This is a genomic window from Streptomyces sp. NPDC004609 (assembly GCF_042873655.1).
GTDB lineage: Bacteria > Actinomycetota > Actinomycetes > Streptomycetales > Streptomycetaceae > Streptomyces.
Genome location: NZ_JBIALS010000004.1, coordinates 95,174 through 109,193, shown reverse-complemented (window position 1 = coordinate 109,193; position 14,020 = coordinate 95,174). Strand labels below are relative to the sequence as shown.

Sequence of the window (14,020 nt, the reverse complement as noted above, 5' to 3'; positions counted from 1 at the left end):
GGGTGAGCCTTGTCTCCCTTGGTGCAAATGGCTACAACAGAGGAGGAACCAGGCGGCTGGCATGCGTTTGCCGCCCACACGGCGTGTATGTTCCGGGGCGCGAGGAGCCTTGGAAGGGACCGAATCCGGTGAACAAGAAGCTTGCGGCCGTACTGTCCGGCAGCGCCGTACTGGTACTGGCGCTGTCCGGTTGCAGCAGTAACGACAAGGACTCGGTCGACGACTGGGCCAAGAAGTACTGCGATCTGGCGAAGCCGCAGATCCAGAAGCAGGCCCAGGTCGAACAGCTCATCCGCTCGACCGCGTCGGACGGCAAGCCGGGCGACATCCAGGCCGCCGACTCCAAGGCCTTCCAGGACCTCTCCGATGTGAACAAGGCGTTCGCCGCCGCCTACCGGACCGCCGGTCAGACTCCCGTCAAGGAGGACCGCAAGCTGGTGGACGCGGCCGCCGCCGAGTTCGACGCCAACGCCAATTCGTATCTCGCCCTGAAGAAGCAGGTCGACGCGCTCGACGCGCAGGACCAGCAGAAGTTCGCGGACGGTCTGAAGCCGGTCGCCGACGGGCTGGCGAAGATCGAGCAGAACCGCGCCGCGTGGAACAAGCTGCGGGTGAGCAGCACGGGCAAGGCGATGGCCAAGCAGCCGGGCTGCAAGCCGGCCGCCGCGCCGACCGCCGGGGCGGGCTCGCCCTCGTAGGACGTGCACGGTCCGGAGCACCGGTCCGGCCGCTTCCTTGCGCGGCTCCTGGGCCAGCCCGCCTCCGGACCCAGCCGGACTCCGGACCGCGCAAGGCTCCGGACCGAGCCGGACTCCGGACCCAGCCTGACGGACTGCCCCGCCGCCGCCGAACCGGACGCGCCGTCCCCGCCCGCCACCGCCGGGCCGGGGGCGGCGTTTGTCAGTGGCGGCGGACACAATGGTCGGGTGAGTACGACCAGCGCCGTTCCAGGCATCCCCTCGCCCGACCACGCGCCCCGGCTGCGCGAGGCCCTTCTCGCCGGCGACTTCACCGCCGACGGGCTGCTCGACCTGCTCGGGGGCTCCGCGTACGCGGCGCTCGCCCGCAGTGAGACCGTGCCCGCCCTGCGCGCCACCCGCGGGGACGGTTCCCTGGAGACCCTGGTGCGGCTGTTCCTGCTCCAGCGGCCCGTGGCGTACGACAGGGCCAAGGCCGCGCTGCCGCTGGAGGAGTGCCTCGCCGACGGCTGGCTGGTGCGCGACGGTGACTCGCTCCGCGCCACCGTGGACGTACGGCCCTACGGCGGGCCCGCGGGGCAGGACTGGTTCATCGTCTCCGACCTCGGATGCGCGGTCGGCGGCGCGGCGGGCGCGGGCGGTCAGGGCCCGGGGGTCGTTCTGGGCGTCGGCGGCGCGTCCACGACCCTCGCCGGGATCACGGTCCGTACGCCGGTGGAGTCCGCGCTCGACCTCGGCACCGGCTCCGGCATCCAGGCGCTGCACGCGGCGCAGCACGCCACCCGGGTCACGGCCACCGATCTGAATCCGCGCGCCCTGGGCTTCACCCGGCTCACGCTCGCGCTCTCCGGCGCGCCCGGGGCCGAGCTGCGGGAGGGCTCGCTCTTCGAGCCGGCCGGGCAGGACCGGTACGACCTGATCGTGTCGAACCCGCCGTTCGTGATCTCTCCCGAGGCCGTGGACGGCGGCGCCCGGCTGACGTACCGGGACGGCGGAATGGGCGGGGACGATCTGTGCCGCTCACTCGTTCAGCAGGCGGGCGAGCGGCTGAATCACGGGGGGTTCGCCCAGTTCCTCGCCAACTGGCAGCACGTGGAGGGGGAGGAGTGGCAGGACCGGCTGCGCTCCTGGGTGCCGCGCGGGTGCGACGCCTGGATCGTGCAGCGCGAGGTGCAGGACATCACGCAGTACGCCGAGTTGTGGCTGCGCGACAGCGGCGATCACCGCGGGGACCCTGAGGCGTACGCGGCGAGGTACGAGGCCTGGCTGGACGAGTTCGAGGCGCGCGGGACCAAGGCGGTCGGCTTCGGCTGGATCACCCTGCGGAGGTCGGACTCCGACCGGCCGTCGGTCGTCGCGGAGGAGTGGCCGCACCCGGTGGAGCAGCCGCTCGGCGAGAGCGTGCGGGCCCACTTCGACCGCCAGGACTATCTGCGCACGCATGACGACGCGGCCCTGCTCGCCGATCATTTCGTTCTCGCGGCCGAGGTGGTGCAGGAGCAGGTCGGGCTGCCCGGCGCGGAGCACCCCGAGCATGTGGTCCTGCGGCAGAACCGGGGCATGCGGCGGGCCACCAAGGTCGACACGGTGGGCGCGGGGTTCGCCGGGGCGTGCGACGGGACACTGAGCGCGGGCCGCATTCTGGACGCGATCGCCCAGCTCATCGACGAGGACCCGGTCCTGCTGCGCGACCGTACCCCGCAGGCGCTCCGGCTCCTGGTGGAGGAGGGCTTCCTGGAACCGGTGCCGCCGGTCGGGTAGCCCCCGCCCGCTCTCGCGGCGGGTCCGCGCACCGCCCTCGCCCGGCTTGTACGGGGCCGGGCCCAGCCCCTCATACCGGCCACGCGCGTGTCCCTCACACCGGGGCGGCATCCCTTGCCCGGCCTGCCGTGTGGCCCGCGACCACGGTCCGGTCGTCGGTACTCGGGGCGGTCGTGGGGGACGTCGTTCCAGGCCCGGTCGCCCCGGCTCTCGCGCCGAGGCCCGGAGCAGGGCCCGGGGGTACGAGCGGGGGCAGGCCGGGGGATGAGCCGGGCCTCGGTCGGGCGAGCGGAGGAGGGTAGTTCGAGCCGGATGACGGGGTGAAATCGGCCAATGTTCGGATTACGTGGCTTGTCTCGCCCTCCCTGCCACGCCTTCCCCCGCCCGTTGTACGCCTCACCCGGCGGCCCACCCACCCGTCACCCCGCCACCCGGGCTCCCCGGACCGGACCCTTCACCGGTCGGCCTGCCGTCCTCCTTTCCCGGGCCCGGTCACTCGGTGATCACGCGGATCCCGCCGCGCCCGGCCGCCCGCTGGATCCCGGCGCCCGCCCGGCGGACCTCCGCGCCTGCCCGTAGCCCCCGCCTCCCGGCAACGCCCGCCCCCTCCCGCCTGGCTCCGGTCGGGCTCTGCGCACCCGGAGCGGCTTCTCCCGGTTTCCCCGGTCGTCGCCCCGGGTGGGCTCCGCGCGCCCGGGGCGGGAGCGCCCCGGGCCCCCGCCGGACTCCCGCCCGGACCCCGGCGCCCACCCGCCCGAACCCCCGCCCCCGCCCGGGCCCCGGCGCGGGGCGGGGCTCCCTGCGGCGGCGGGGAGCCCCGCCCGGGTGAACCCACGCGGCGTTCACCCGGAATTCGTGTCTCCGACGCTCCGGAGTGTCAGCCTCGGCTCCGGGGAGAGTCTCCGTATCCCCGGGCGGCGCGGCAGCACACAGAAAGACGGGGTGCGGGTATGGAGAGCGGGCCGGCGATCTTCGCGGGAACGGCGTTCGCGCTGTTCGGAGCGGCGCTGCTGCTGTGGACCGGAGTGCGCGTGATGCACCGCGCACCCGTCGCCCAGGGAGTGAGTCCCGCCACGGCCATCGCCCTCACCACCCTCTCCGGCGTCGTCTCCCTGGCCCTCGGGCTGTGGTGCTTCGGCCGCGTCTGAGCGGGGTTCCCGGGCGTCGGCGTGCCGGTCCGGGCGGCAGGAATGCCCGGACTCGGGTTACCGTTCGAGTGGCCGTTGCGGGCTTTTGCCGTTTGACACAGGGGCGGGTTGTACCGTCACACTCCGCAGCGGCAGCAGCACCACGCAGTCTCCGCATGGGCATGACGCGGAATCTGCGGGCACCATTGCAGCGTCACAGCAGTGTGCGCGACCAGCGCAGTACTGCTGTGTCTGCCCATCGAGCGTCGACCGGAGAGAAGAGCGAAGTTGTCCCCGACCAGCGAGACCGCACAGGGCGGCCGCCGACTCGTGATCGTCGAGTCGCCTGCCAAGGCGAAGACGATCAAGGGGTATCTCGGCCCCGGCTATGTCGTCGAGGCGAGCGTCGGGCACATCCGCGACCTCCCCAACGGAGCCGCCGAGGTCCCCGAGAAGTACACCGGTGAGGTCCGCCGCCTCGGTGTCGACGTCGAGCACGACTTCCAGCCCGTCTATGTCGTCAACGCCGACAAGAGGGCCCAGGTCAAGAAGCTCAAGGAGCAGCTCGCCGCGTCCGACGAGCTCTACCTCGCCACCGATGAGGACCGCGAGGGCGAGGCCATCGCCTGGCATCTGCTGGAGGTCCTCAAGCCCAAGGTCCCCGTCCACCGGATGGTCTTCCACGAGATCACCAAGGACGCGATCCGCGACGCCGTCGCCAACCCGCGCGAGCTGAACCAGCGCATGGTCGACGCCCAGGAGACCCGCCGTATCCTCGACCGTCTCTACGGCTACGAGGTCTCGCCGGTCCTGTGGAAGAAGGTCATGCCCCGGCTCTCCGCGGGCCGGGTCCAGTCGGTGGCGACCAGGCTCGTCGTGGAGCGTGAGCGGGAGCGCAGGGCGTTCACCTCCGCCGAGTACTGGGATCTGACCGGCACCTTCTCCACCGGCCGCGCCGGGGACCAGTCCGACCCCTCGTCGCTGACGGCCCGCCTGAACACGGTCGACGGACAGCGTGTCGCCCAGGGCCGTGACTTCGGCCCCGACGGCCGGCTGAAGTCGGGCCAGGTGCTCCACCTCGACGAGACGAACGCGCGCGCCCTGGCCGCCGCGCTGGAGAACGCCTCGTTCGCCGTGCGCTCGGTCGAGTCCAAGCCGTACCGCCGCTCGCCGTACGCCCCGTTCCGTACGACGACGCTCCAGCAGGAGGCCTCCCGCAAGCTGGGCTTCGGGGCCAAGGCCACCATGCAGATCGCGCAGAAGCTGTACGAGAACGGCTTCATCACCTATATGCGTACGGACTCCACGACGCTCTCCGACACCGCCGTGGCCGCCGCCCGCGCGCAGGTCACCCAGTTGTACGGGTCGGACTATCTGCCCGAGAAGCCGCGGGTGTACGCGGGCAAGGTCAAGAACGCGCAGGAGGCGCACGAGGCCATCAGGCCCTCGGGTGATCGTTTCCGCACTCCCGCCGAGACCGGGCTGCCCGCCGGCGACCAGTTCAAGCTGTACGAGCTGATCTGGAAGCGGACCGTCGCCTCCCAGATGAAGGACGCGGTCGGGAACTCGGTCACGGTCAAGATCGCCGGCACGGCGTCGGACGGCCGGGACGCCGAGTTCACCGCGTCCGGCAAGACGATCACCTTCCACGGCTTCATGAAGGCGTACGTGGAAGGCGCCGACGACCCGAACGCCGAGCTGGACGACCGTGAGCGCCGGCTGCCGCAGGTCGGCGAGGGCGACGCGCTCGCCGCCGAGGACATCTCGGTCGACGGCCACGCCACCAAGCCGCCCGCCCGCTACACCGAGGCGTCGCTGGTCAAGGAGCTGGAGGAGCGCGAGATCGGCCGCCCCTCCACGTACGCCTCGATCATCGGCACCATCCTCGACCGCGGCTATGTGTTCAAGAAGGGGACGGCCCTGGTGCCCTCCTTCCTGAGCTTCGCCGTCGTCAATCTGCTGGAGAAGCACTTCGGCAGGCTCGTCGACTACGACTTCACCGCCAAGATGGAGGACGACCTCGACTGCATCGCGCGCGGCGAGGCGCAGGCGGTGCCGTGGCTGAAGCGCTTCTACTTCGGCGAGGGCTCCGAGGGGGCCGCCCCGGGAGCCGGAACCGCGTCCGCCGCGGGCAATGGCGACGGCGACCACCTCGGCGGTCTCAAGGCCCTGGTCACCGACCTCGGCGCGATCGACGCGCGGGAGATCTCCAGCTTCCCGGTGGGCGACGGGATCGTGCTGCGGGTCGGCCGCTACGGCCCGTACGTCGAGCGCGGCGAGAAGGACGCGGAGGGCCATCAGCGCGCCGACGTGCCCGACGACCTCGCGCCCGACGAGCTGACCGTGGAGTACGCGGAGGAGCTGCTGGCCAAGCCGAGCGGTGACTTCGCGCTGGGCACGGACCCCGTGTCGGGCCACGAGATCGTCGCGAAGGACGGCCGCTACGGCCCGTACGTCACCGAGATCCTGCCCGAGGGCACGCCGAAGACCGGCAAGAACGCGGTCAAGCCGCGCACGGCCTCCCTCTTCAAGTCCATGTCGCTGGACACCGTCACCCTGGACGACGCGCTCAGGCTGATGTCCCTGCCCAGGGTCGTCGGCACCGACGCGGAGGGGGTGGAGATCACCGCGCAGAACGGCCGCTACGGCCCGTATCTGAAGAAGGGCACCGACTCGCGTTCGCTGGAGACCGAGGACCAGCTCTTCGGCATCACGCTGGAGCAGGCGCTCGCGATCTACGCCCAGCCCAAGCAGCGCGGGCGGGCGGCCGCCAAGCCGCCGCTGAAGGAGCTGGGGACCGATCCGGTGAGCGAGCGGCCGGTGGTCGTCAAGGACGGCCGGTTCGGACCGTACGTCACCGACGGCGAGACGAACGCGACCCTGCGGACCGGCGACAGCGTGGAGGAGATCACGCCCGAGCGCGGGTACGAACTGCTCGCCGAGAAGCGCGCCAAGGTGCCCGCGAAGAAGACCGCGAAGAAGACGGCGGCCAAGAAGGCACCTGCAAAGAAGGCGGCTCCGGCGAAGAAGACCGCCGCGAAGAAGACGTCCGCCGCGACGGCCGCCAAGAAGACCGCGGCGAAGAAGACCGTGGCGAAGAAGGCCACGGCCGGGAAGACGGCGGCCTCCGCGGCCAAGGACGAGTAGGACGAGTAGTTCGGACGAGTCGGTGGGGGGTCGGGCGCGTCGGTCGCGTCCGGCGGCTGGACGCGCCGAGGCGTGGTGGATCACCGGACGCGTCGCGAGGCACCGGGCGAGTGGGGTGCTACCGGCGGTACGGGAGCGTGCGCCCGCTGTGCGCATTCCGGCCCGGAGCGTCCCGTCGCACCCCGCCCCGACTCCCGGATCGCCGCTGCCGTCCCCTGCCGGGACCCCGCGCGGGGGCCGTCGCGCACGGCACCCGTATGTTCGTACGGCCCTCCGGGGAGCAGGGCGCTCCGGATAGGCTGGGCGGATGACGCGAGCCGAGCAGCCAGCCGAGCAGCAGGCGGTCGTGAGCACCGCCTCAGAGACTGCCTCAGACTCCGGCACCTCCGTACCCCAGCACTCCCACGAGCCCCACGAAACGCACAGCGACCTCGTCGCGGACTCCCGTGAGCGGGCCCTGCGCGCCCTGCTGCGGGTCCCCACGCTGAAGAGACTGTGGAACGCCCAGGTCGTGGGAGGCGTCGGGGACGCCGTCGCCGTCTTCGTGCTGCTGCTGCTGACGCTCCAGGCGGCGGTGACCCAGGGCATGTTCGGCGGCGGCTACCGCGGCGCGGCCTTCGCGGTCGCCGCCGTGCTCGGCGCCCGCGTCCTCGCCACGCTGCTCTTCGGAGCCGTACTGCTCGGCCCGCTGACCTCGCTGACCTCGCCGAAGGGCCCGCTCGACCGCCGCTGGACCATGATCGGGGCGGACGGACTGCGGCTCGCGCTGCTGATCGTGGCACCGCTGTGGATCGACTGGACCCCCGCGAACGCGACGGTGATCCTGCTGGTCACGGTCTTCCTCATCGGCGCCGCGGAACGTTTCTGGACAGTCGCCCGTGACGGTGCCGCGCCCGCGCTGCTGCCCGCGCCACCCCTGGAGGGCGTGGCCGTACGACCGCTTCCGGACCACCTTGAGGCGCTGCGCCGCCTGTGGCTGCGCACCTCCTTCGCCGCGATCCCCCTCGGGGCCGCCGTCCTGCTCGTCGCCACCCTCGTCGGCGAACTGATCGGCCAGGGCGTCGAATGGTTCCTGCTGCACCCGGCGGCACTCGGGTCGTACGTCGCGGCCGGTCTCTTCGCCGCGTCCGTCTCGGCCCTGTTCTTCGTCGAACTGCCGAACACGCAGACCCCGAGGCCGCGCTCGCCGCTCGAAGGGCTGCGCCGGCCCTCGCTGGGCGCGCCGGCGGGCAGCGACAAGGCCCGTAAGGCGGGTACGGACAAGGGGCGTACCGGCGCCATACCGCTGCTCGTCCTCGGGTGCGGGGCGGTCGCGGGCGCGATCTCGTCGGCCGTCGCCGTCTCCGTACTGCACTCCATCGACCTCGGAGGCGGAGCCGCCGCTTTCGCGCTCCTCGTGCTCGCGCTGACCGGTGGTACGGCCCTCGGTATCCGCGGCGCGCGGTATGTCCTGCCCGCGCTGTCGCGCCGGCGGCTGCTCGCGCTCGCCCTCGCGCTCACCGGAGTCGCACTGCTCGCGATGGGTCTGGTGCCGGACACGGCGACCGTGCTGTTCATCGCGCTGCTCGCCGGGGTGTCCGCGGGAGTCGCGGCGAGCACCGGGCACACACTCATCGACCAGGAGACGGAGGAGCCCCGGCGCATCCGGATGACCGACCACCTCCAGGCCGTCGTCCGGGTCGGCATCGGCCTCGGCGCGATCGCCGCCCCGCTGCTCGCCGCCGCGATCGGACCGCACCGGCTCGCCAGCGGGGACTTCGTCTTCGCGCACGGCGGGGCCGCCTTCACGCTGATGCTGGTGGGCGCGCTGCTGCTGCCCGTGGCCGCGATCGTCCTCGCCAAGACGGACGACCGCTCGGGCGTGCCGCTCCGGCGCGACCTCGGCGACGCGCTGCGCGGCGGCGCCGACCCGGCGCAGGCGCCCGCCGCCACCGGCTTCTTCATCGCCATCGAGGGCGGCGACGGCGCCGGGAAGTCCACCCAGGTCGAGGCGCTCGCCGGGTGGATCCGGGCGAAAGGCCACGAGGTCGTCGTCACGCGCGAACCGGGCGCGACCCCGGTCGGGAAGCGGCTGCGGTCGATCCTGCTCGACGTCTCGTCCGCCGGGCTGACGAACCGCGCCGAGGCGCTGCTGTACGCCGCCGACCGCGCCGAGCACGTCGGCTCGGTGGTACGGCCCGCTCTGGAGCGCGGTGCGATCGTCATCTCCGACCGCTACATCGACTCCTCCGTCGCCTATCAGGGCGCCGGGCGGGATCTGTCCCCGACGGAGATCGCCCGTATCTCGCGGTGGGCCACGGACGGGCTCGTACCGCATCTGACGGTTCTGCTGGACGTCTCGCCCGAGACCGCGCGCGAACGCTTCACCGAGGCGCCCGACCGGCTGGAGTCCGAGCCCGCCGAGTTCCACCGGCGGGTGCGTGCGGGCTTCCTCACCCTCGCGGCCGGGGACCCCGGCCGGTATCTGGTCGTGGACGCCGGCCAGGAGCCGGAGGCCGTCACCACCGTCGTACGCCACCGGCTCGACCAGCTGCTTCCGCTCTCCGCCGCCGAGGTGAAGGCGCAGGAGGAGGCCCGCAGGGCGGCCGAGGAGGAAGCGCGCCGCAAGGCCGAGGAGGAGGCCGCGCGCAAGGCGGAGGAGGAGCGTCTGGAGCGCGAGCGCCAGGAGCAGCTCGCCAGGCTCCGCGCCGAGGAGGAGGCCCGGCGCAAGGCCGAGGAGGAGGCCGCGCGGCAGCGTGAGGCCGAGCGCCAGGCCGAGGAGGCCCGCCGGCGCGCCGAGGAGGCACGGCGGCTCGCGGACGAGGAGCGCCGCAAGCGGGAGGCCGAGGAGAAGGCGCACCGGGAGGAACAGGAGCGCCTGCGCAAGCTCGCGGAGGACCAGGCCCGGCTGCGGGCCGAGGCGGAGGAACGCCGGCTGGAGAAGCAGCGCAAGGCCGAGGAGGCCCTGCTGAAGGCGGAGGAGGCCCGCCGCGCGGAGGCCGAAGCGGCGCGCCGGGCGGAGGCCGAGGCCGCCCAGCGTGCGGAGGCGGCGCGTCAGGCGGCTCGCCAGGCCGACGAGGAAGCGGCGGCGCGTCAGGCGGCCGAAGCGGCGGCGCGGGCGGCTTCCGCGGCCGAGGCGGCCTCGGAGGCGTCCGGGGTCTCGCCGAACGAGGTCACGGTGCCGACGCCCGTGGTGCGGCCGGATGATGTGACGGTGCCGACGCCCGTGGTCCGCCCGGACGAGGTCACCCAGGAGGTTCCGAAGGTCTCGCCGCCCGCGGATTCGGCCGAGACGGCCGTGCTGCCGTCGGTGTCGTCGGGGCCGGCCGGGCCTTCCGGGCCGTCCAGGCCGTCCAGGCCGTCCAGGACAGCGAAGAAGGCGGGGGCTACGGGGACCGCGGGCGCCGCCGGGGCGGGGCGTGCGGCCGGCCGGGCCGATGGAGCCGACCGGAGCGACGGGTCTGACAAGGCCGACGGGGCCGACGGGTCTGACGTGGCGGAGACCGCGGTTCTTCCGCCGGTCCGGGACGAGTCTCCGGAGGACAGGGTGCCGCCTGGCATCTTCCGCGACGAGCGGGCCGGGTCCCCGGGCGCTCGGGGAGCCTCACGTGTTCCGGGAACCCCGCGCGCTTCCGGGTCCTCCGGTGCTTCCGGTTCCGGCGCGTCGGCCGGCCCCAACGACCGCACGCGGGAACTCCCCCAGGTGGACCCGGCCACGGGCCGCCCCCGCCGCCGCTCGGACTGGGCGGAGGAGACCCCGCTGGACGACCTCCCCACCCTGGCCGACGAACTGCTGGGCCCCCACGACGACGAGGACGAGGGGCGCCGCAGGCGCAGGGGCTGAGCGGCGGAACGCCGAGGCGCTGCGGCGCGGCTGCGGCGCGGAGGCACTTCACCGGGCCGGGGGACTCAAGGGCCGAGGCACTTCACCGGGCCGCGGGACTCAAGGGTGGGGGCGCTCAAGGGTGGGGGACTCCGTTGTCAGACCCCTCCCTCACAATGGAGGTCCCAGCACAAGGCAGAGGCAGGTGACGGCACATGGCCGTATGGGACGACCTCGTCGGGCAGGAGCGCGTCCAGGCGCAGCTCGCCGCCGCCGCGCGGGACGCGGACGCCCTCGTCACCGCCGTGGCCCAGGGGGAGCGGCACCCCGACGCGTCCAGGATGACGCACGCATGGCTGTTCACGGGGCCGCCGGGGTCGGGGCGTTCCACCGCCGCCCGTGCCTTCGCCGCCGCGCTCCAGTGCGTCAGCCCCGACAGAGCCCTGGGCGGCGCGCCGGGCTGCGGGTTCTGCGACGGCTGCCACACCGCCCTCGTGGGGACGCATGCCGATGTGGAGGTCGTCCGCACCGACCTGCTCTCCATCGGCGTCAAGGAGACGCGTGATCTCGTCCGCCGCGCCCAGCTCTCCCCGGCCGTCGGGCGCTGGCAGGTGATCATCCTGGAGGACGCGGACCGCCTCACGGAGGGCGCGGGCAATGTCCTCCTGAAGGCCGTCGAGGAGCCCGCGCCCCGTACCGTATGGCTGCTGTGCGCGCCCTCGCTGGAGGACGTGCTGCCGACGATCCGCTCACGCTGCCGCCATCTGACGTTGCGTACGCCACCGGTCGCGGCGGTCGCCGATGTGCTGATCCGGCGGGACGGCATCGAGCCCGACGTCGCCGCCGCCGCGGCGCGCGCCACACAGGGCCACATCGGCCGGGCCCGCCGCCTCGCCACCGACGAGCGGACCCGCGCGCGGCGGACGACCGTGCTGAAGCTGCCGCTGCGGGTCGACGACATCGGCGGCTGCTTCAAGGCCGCGCAGGAGCTGATCGACGCCGCCGCCGAGGACGCCAAGCAGGTCGCCGACGAGGTCGACGTCAGGGAGACGGAGGAGATGAAGGCGGCGCTCGGCGCGGCGCAGGGCGGCCGGATGCCGCGGGGGACGGCTGGCGTGATGAAGGAGCTGGAGGACAGACAGAAGCGCCGCAAGACGCGTACGCAGCGCGACAGCCTGGATCTGGCCCTCAGCGATCTGACCGGGTTCTACCGCGATGTGCTCACGCTCCAGCTGGGCAGCGAGGTCGCGATCGCCAATGACGACGTACGGGACTCACTCGACCGGATCGCCCGCGCCTCCACGCCCGAGCGCACCCTGCGCCGGATAGAGGCGGTGATCGCCTGCCGAGACGCGCTGGAGGCGAATGTGGCACCGCTGCTGGCGGTCGAGGCGATGACGATGGCGCTGCGCGCGGGCTGAGGGACGAGCCGGGCGGAGCCGGCCCGGCGGGCTCCCGGGCGAGGCGGCTCCCTCCGCCGGTGGCCTGCCCGTGCCTGCTCTGCGCGGTCGCGGGGGGCGTGTGCGAGGGCGCGTGCCGGAGTGCGGACGGGCCGCCACACCGGTTCGTACCGGCACGAATGGGCAACTCTCCGCAGTGTCCCCTACGCTCCGGACATGGACCCAAGGCGCGTGCTCAGAAGTTCCGCTCTCGTGCTGGCCGCGGCCGGCGTGCTGCTGTCCGGCTGCACCGGCGGGGGCTCGTCGCCCAGCGCCTCCGCGTCCACGACGGGCGGCTCGGGCTCGGACGCCATGTCCGCTCCGGCGGCGGGACTGAAGCCGTACTACGCGCAGAAGCTGTCGTGGCGCGACTGCGGTGTCCCCGGCTTCCAGTGCGCCACGCTGAAGGCCCCCCTCGACTACGACAAGCCCGGCGGGGACTCCATCCGGCTGGCCGTCGCCCGCAAGAAGGCCACCGGCCCCGGCAAGCGCCTCGGCTCCCTCCAGGTCAACCCCGGCGGCCCCGGCGGTTCGGCCGTCGGCTACCTCCAGGCGTACGCGGGCATCGGCTACCCCGCCCCGGTCCGCGCCCGCTACGACATGGTCGCCATGGATCCGCGCGGCGTCGCCCGCAGCGAGCCCGTCGAGTGTCTGACCGCGAAGGAGATGGACGCGTACACCCAGGTCGACCAGACGCCCGACGACGCGGCCGAGGCGGCTCGTCTCAGCGCCGCGTTCAAGGACTTCGCGGCCGGCTGCCAGAAGCGTTCCGGAAAGGTCCTGCCGCACGTCTCGACCGTCGACGCGGCCCGTGACATGGACATCCTGCGCGCCGTGCTCGGCGACAAGAAGCTGACGTACGTGGGTGCCTCGTACGGCACCTTCCTGGGCGCGACCTACGCCGAACTGTTCCCCGCCCGCGCCGGCCGCCTCGTCCTCGACGGCGCGCTGGACCCCTCCCTGTCGGCCCGTGCGCTGAACCGCGACCAGACCGAGGGCTTCGAGACCGCGTTCCAGTCCTTCGCGGCGGACTGCGTCAAGCGCAAGGACTGCCCGCTGGGCACCACCTCCACCGCCGACGCCTCGAACCGTCTCAAGGCGTTCTTCGCCGAGCTGGACGCGCGGCCCGTCCCCACCGGCGAGTCCCGGCGGCTGGGCGAGTCGCTGGCGACCACCGGAGTCCTCACGGCCATGTACGACGAGGGAGCCTGGCCCCAGCTCCGTACCGCCCTGACGAGCGCCATGAACGGCGACGGCGCCCCCCTCCTCGCCCTCGCCGACACCTACTACGAACGCGACGGCGACGGCTCCTACGCCAACCTGATGATGGCCAACGCGGCCGTGAACTGCCTGGACGCCCCGCCCGCCTTCGCGGACCCGAAGGCCGTCGAGTCCGCGCTCCCCGAGTTCGAGAAGGCGTCCCCGGCCTTCGGCCGGAACTTCGCCTGGGCCGCCCTGAACTGCGCCTACTGGCCCACTCCCGCGACCGGCACCCCCCACCGCATCACCGCCGAGGGCGCGCCCCCCATCCTCGTCGTCGGCACCACCCGCGACCCCGCCACCCCCTACAAGTGGTCCCGGTCCCTCGCCGCCCAGCTCTCCTCCGGCCGCCTCCTCACCTACGACGGCGACGGCCACACGGCATACGGCCGCGGCAGCGACTGCGTCGACACCGCGATCAACACCTACCTCCTGGAGGGCACCGTCCCCCCACCCGCCAAACGCTGCCGCTGACCACCTCCGGCCTGCCAGGACCCCCTGATGGGCCTGCCCGGGGGCCGGGCCCATCGGACCCCCGGGTGGTTCGGGGCACCCGGAACAACCCTGTAGACTTGGCGCCGCTGCTGATGCGAACGTGTCCTTGCGAGGCCGGTCATATCCGCAGCCTGCCGCCTTAGCTCAGTTGGCCAGAGCAACGCACTCGTAATGCGTAGGTCTCGGGTTCGAATCCCGAAGGCGGCTCTGAATTACCCCAGGACTCACTCGCCGTGACCTGGGGTTTTTCGCTGTTTGGAGCATGACGCGTCACACGGCCGGGGTGCCGCG

At 73.2% G+C, this 14,020-nt stretch carries 7 protein-coding genes and 1 tRNA gene; all 8 read left to right on the top strand.

What is annotated here, in order from left to right:
- Window positions 1-128: 128 nt before the first annotated feature.
- The 8 genes from ACFYT4_RS05235 to ACFYT4_RS05200 all read left to right on the top strand — a co-directional run bounded on the left by ACFYT4_RS05235 (window position 129) and on the right by ACFYT4_RS05200 (window position 13,936).
- A complete protein-coding gene (locus ACFYT4_RS05235; protein ID WP_389265438.1) occupies window positions 129-698 on the top strand; it encodes a small secreted protein in 570 nt (189 codons plus the stop codon).
- Window positions 699-926: 228 nt separating this feature from the next.
- The gene (locus ACFYT4_RS05230) at window positions 927-2,459 is read left to right on the top strand and encodes a methyltransferase (protein ID WP_389265437.1); all 1,533 of its coding nucleotides are present in this window, start codon (window positions 927-929) and stop codon (window positions 2,457-2,459) included.
- 950 nt (window positions 2,460-3,409) lie between these two features.
- On the top strand, window positions 3,410-3,607 hold the full coding sequence (locus ACFYT4_RS05225; RefSeq protein ID WP_389265435.1) for a hypothetical protein: 198 nt from the start codon (window positions 3,410-3,412) through the stop codon (window positions 3,605-3,607).
- A gap of 267 nt (window positions 3,608-3,874) precedes the next feature.
- A complete protein-coding gene (gene topA, locus ACFYT4_RS05220) occupies window positions 3,875-6,733 on the top strand; it encodes a type I DNA topoisomerase (RefSeq protein WP_389265433.1) in 2,859 nt (952 codons plus the stop codon).
- A 307-nt stretch (window positions 6,734-7,040) separates the two neighbouring features.
- Window positions 7,041-10,556 carry a dTMP kinase gene (tmk, locus tag ACFYT4_RS05215; RefSeq protein WP_389265431.1) on the top strand — a complete coding sequence of 1,172 codons (3,516 nt, stop codon included), beginning with the start codon at window positions 7,041-7,043 and terminating at the stop codon, window positions 10,554-10,556.
- A gap of 194 nt (window positions 10,557-10,750) precedes the next feature.
- A complete protein-coding gene (locus tag ACFYT4_RS05210; RefSeq protein ID WP_389265429.1) occupies window positions 10,751-11,956 on the top strand; it encodes a DNA polymerase III subunit delta' in 1,206 nt (401 codons plus the stop codon).
- A gap of 195 nt (window positions 11,957-12,151) precedes the next feature.
- Entirely contained in the window at window positions 12,152-13,708 is a 1,557-nt protein-coding gene (locus tag ACFYT4_RS05205; RefSeq protein WP_389265427.1) for an alpha/beta hydrolase, read from the top strand.
- A 154-nt stretch (window positions 13,709-13,862) separates the two neighbouring features.
- A tRNA-Thr gene (locus tag ACFYT4_RS05200) sits at window positions 13,863-13,936 on the top strand.
- Window positions 13,937-14,020: the final 84 nt, after the last annotated feature.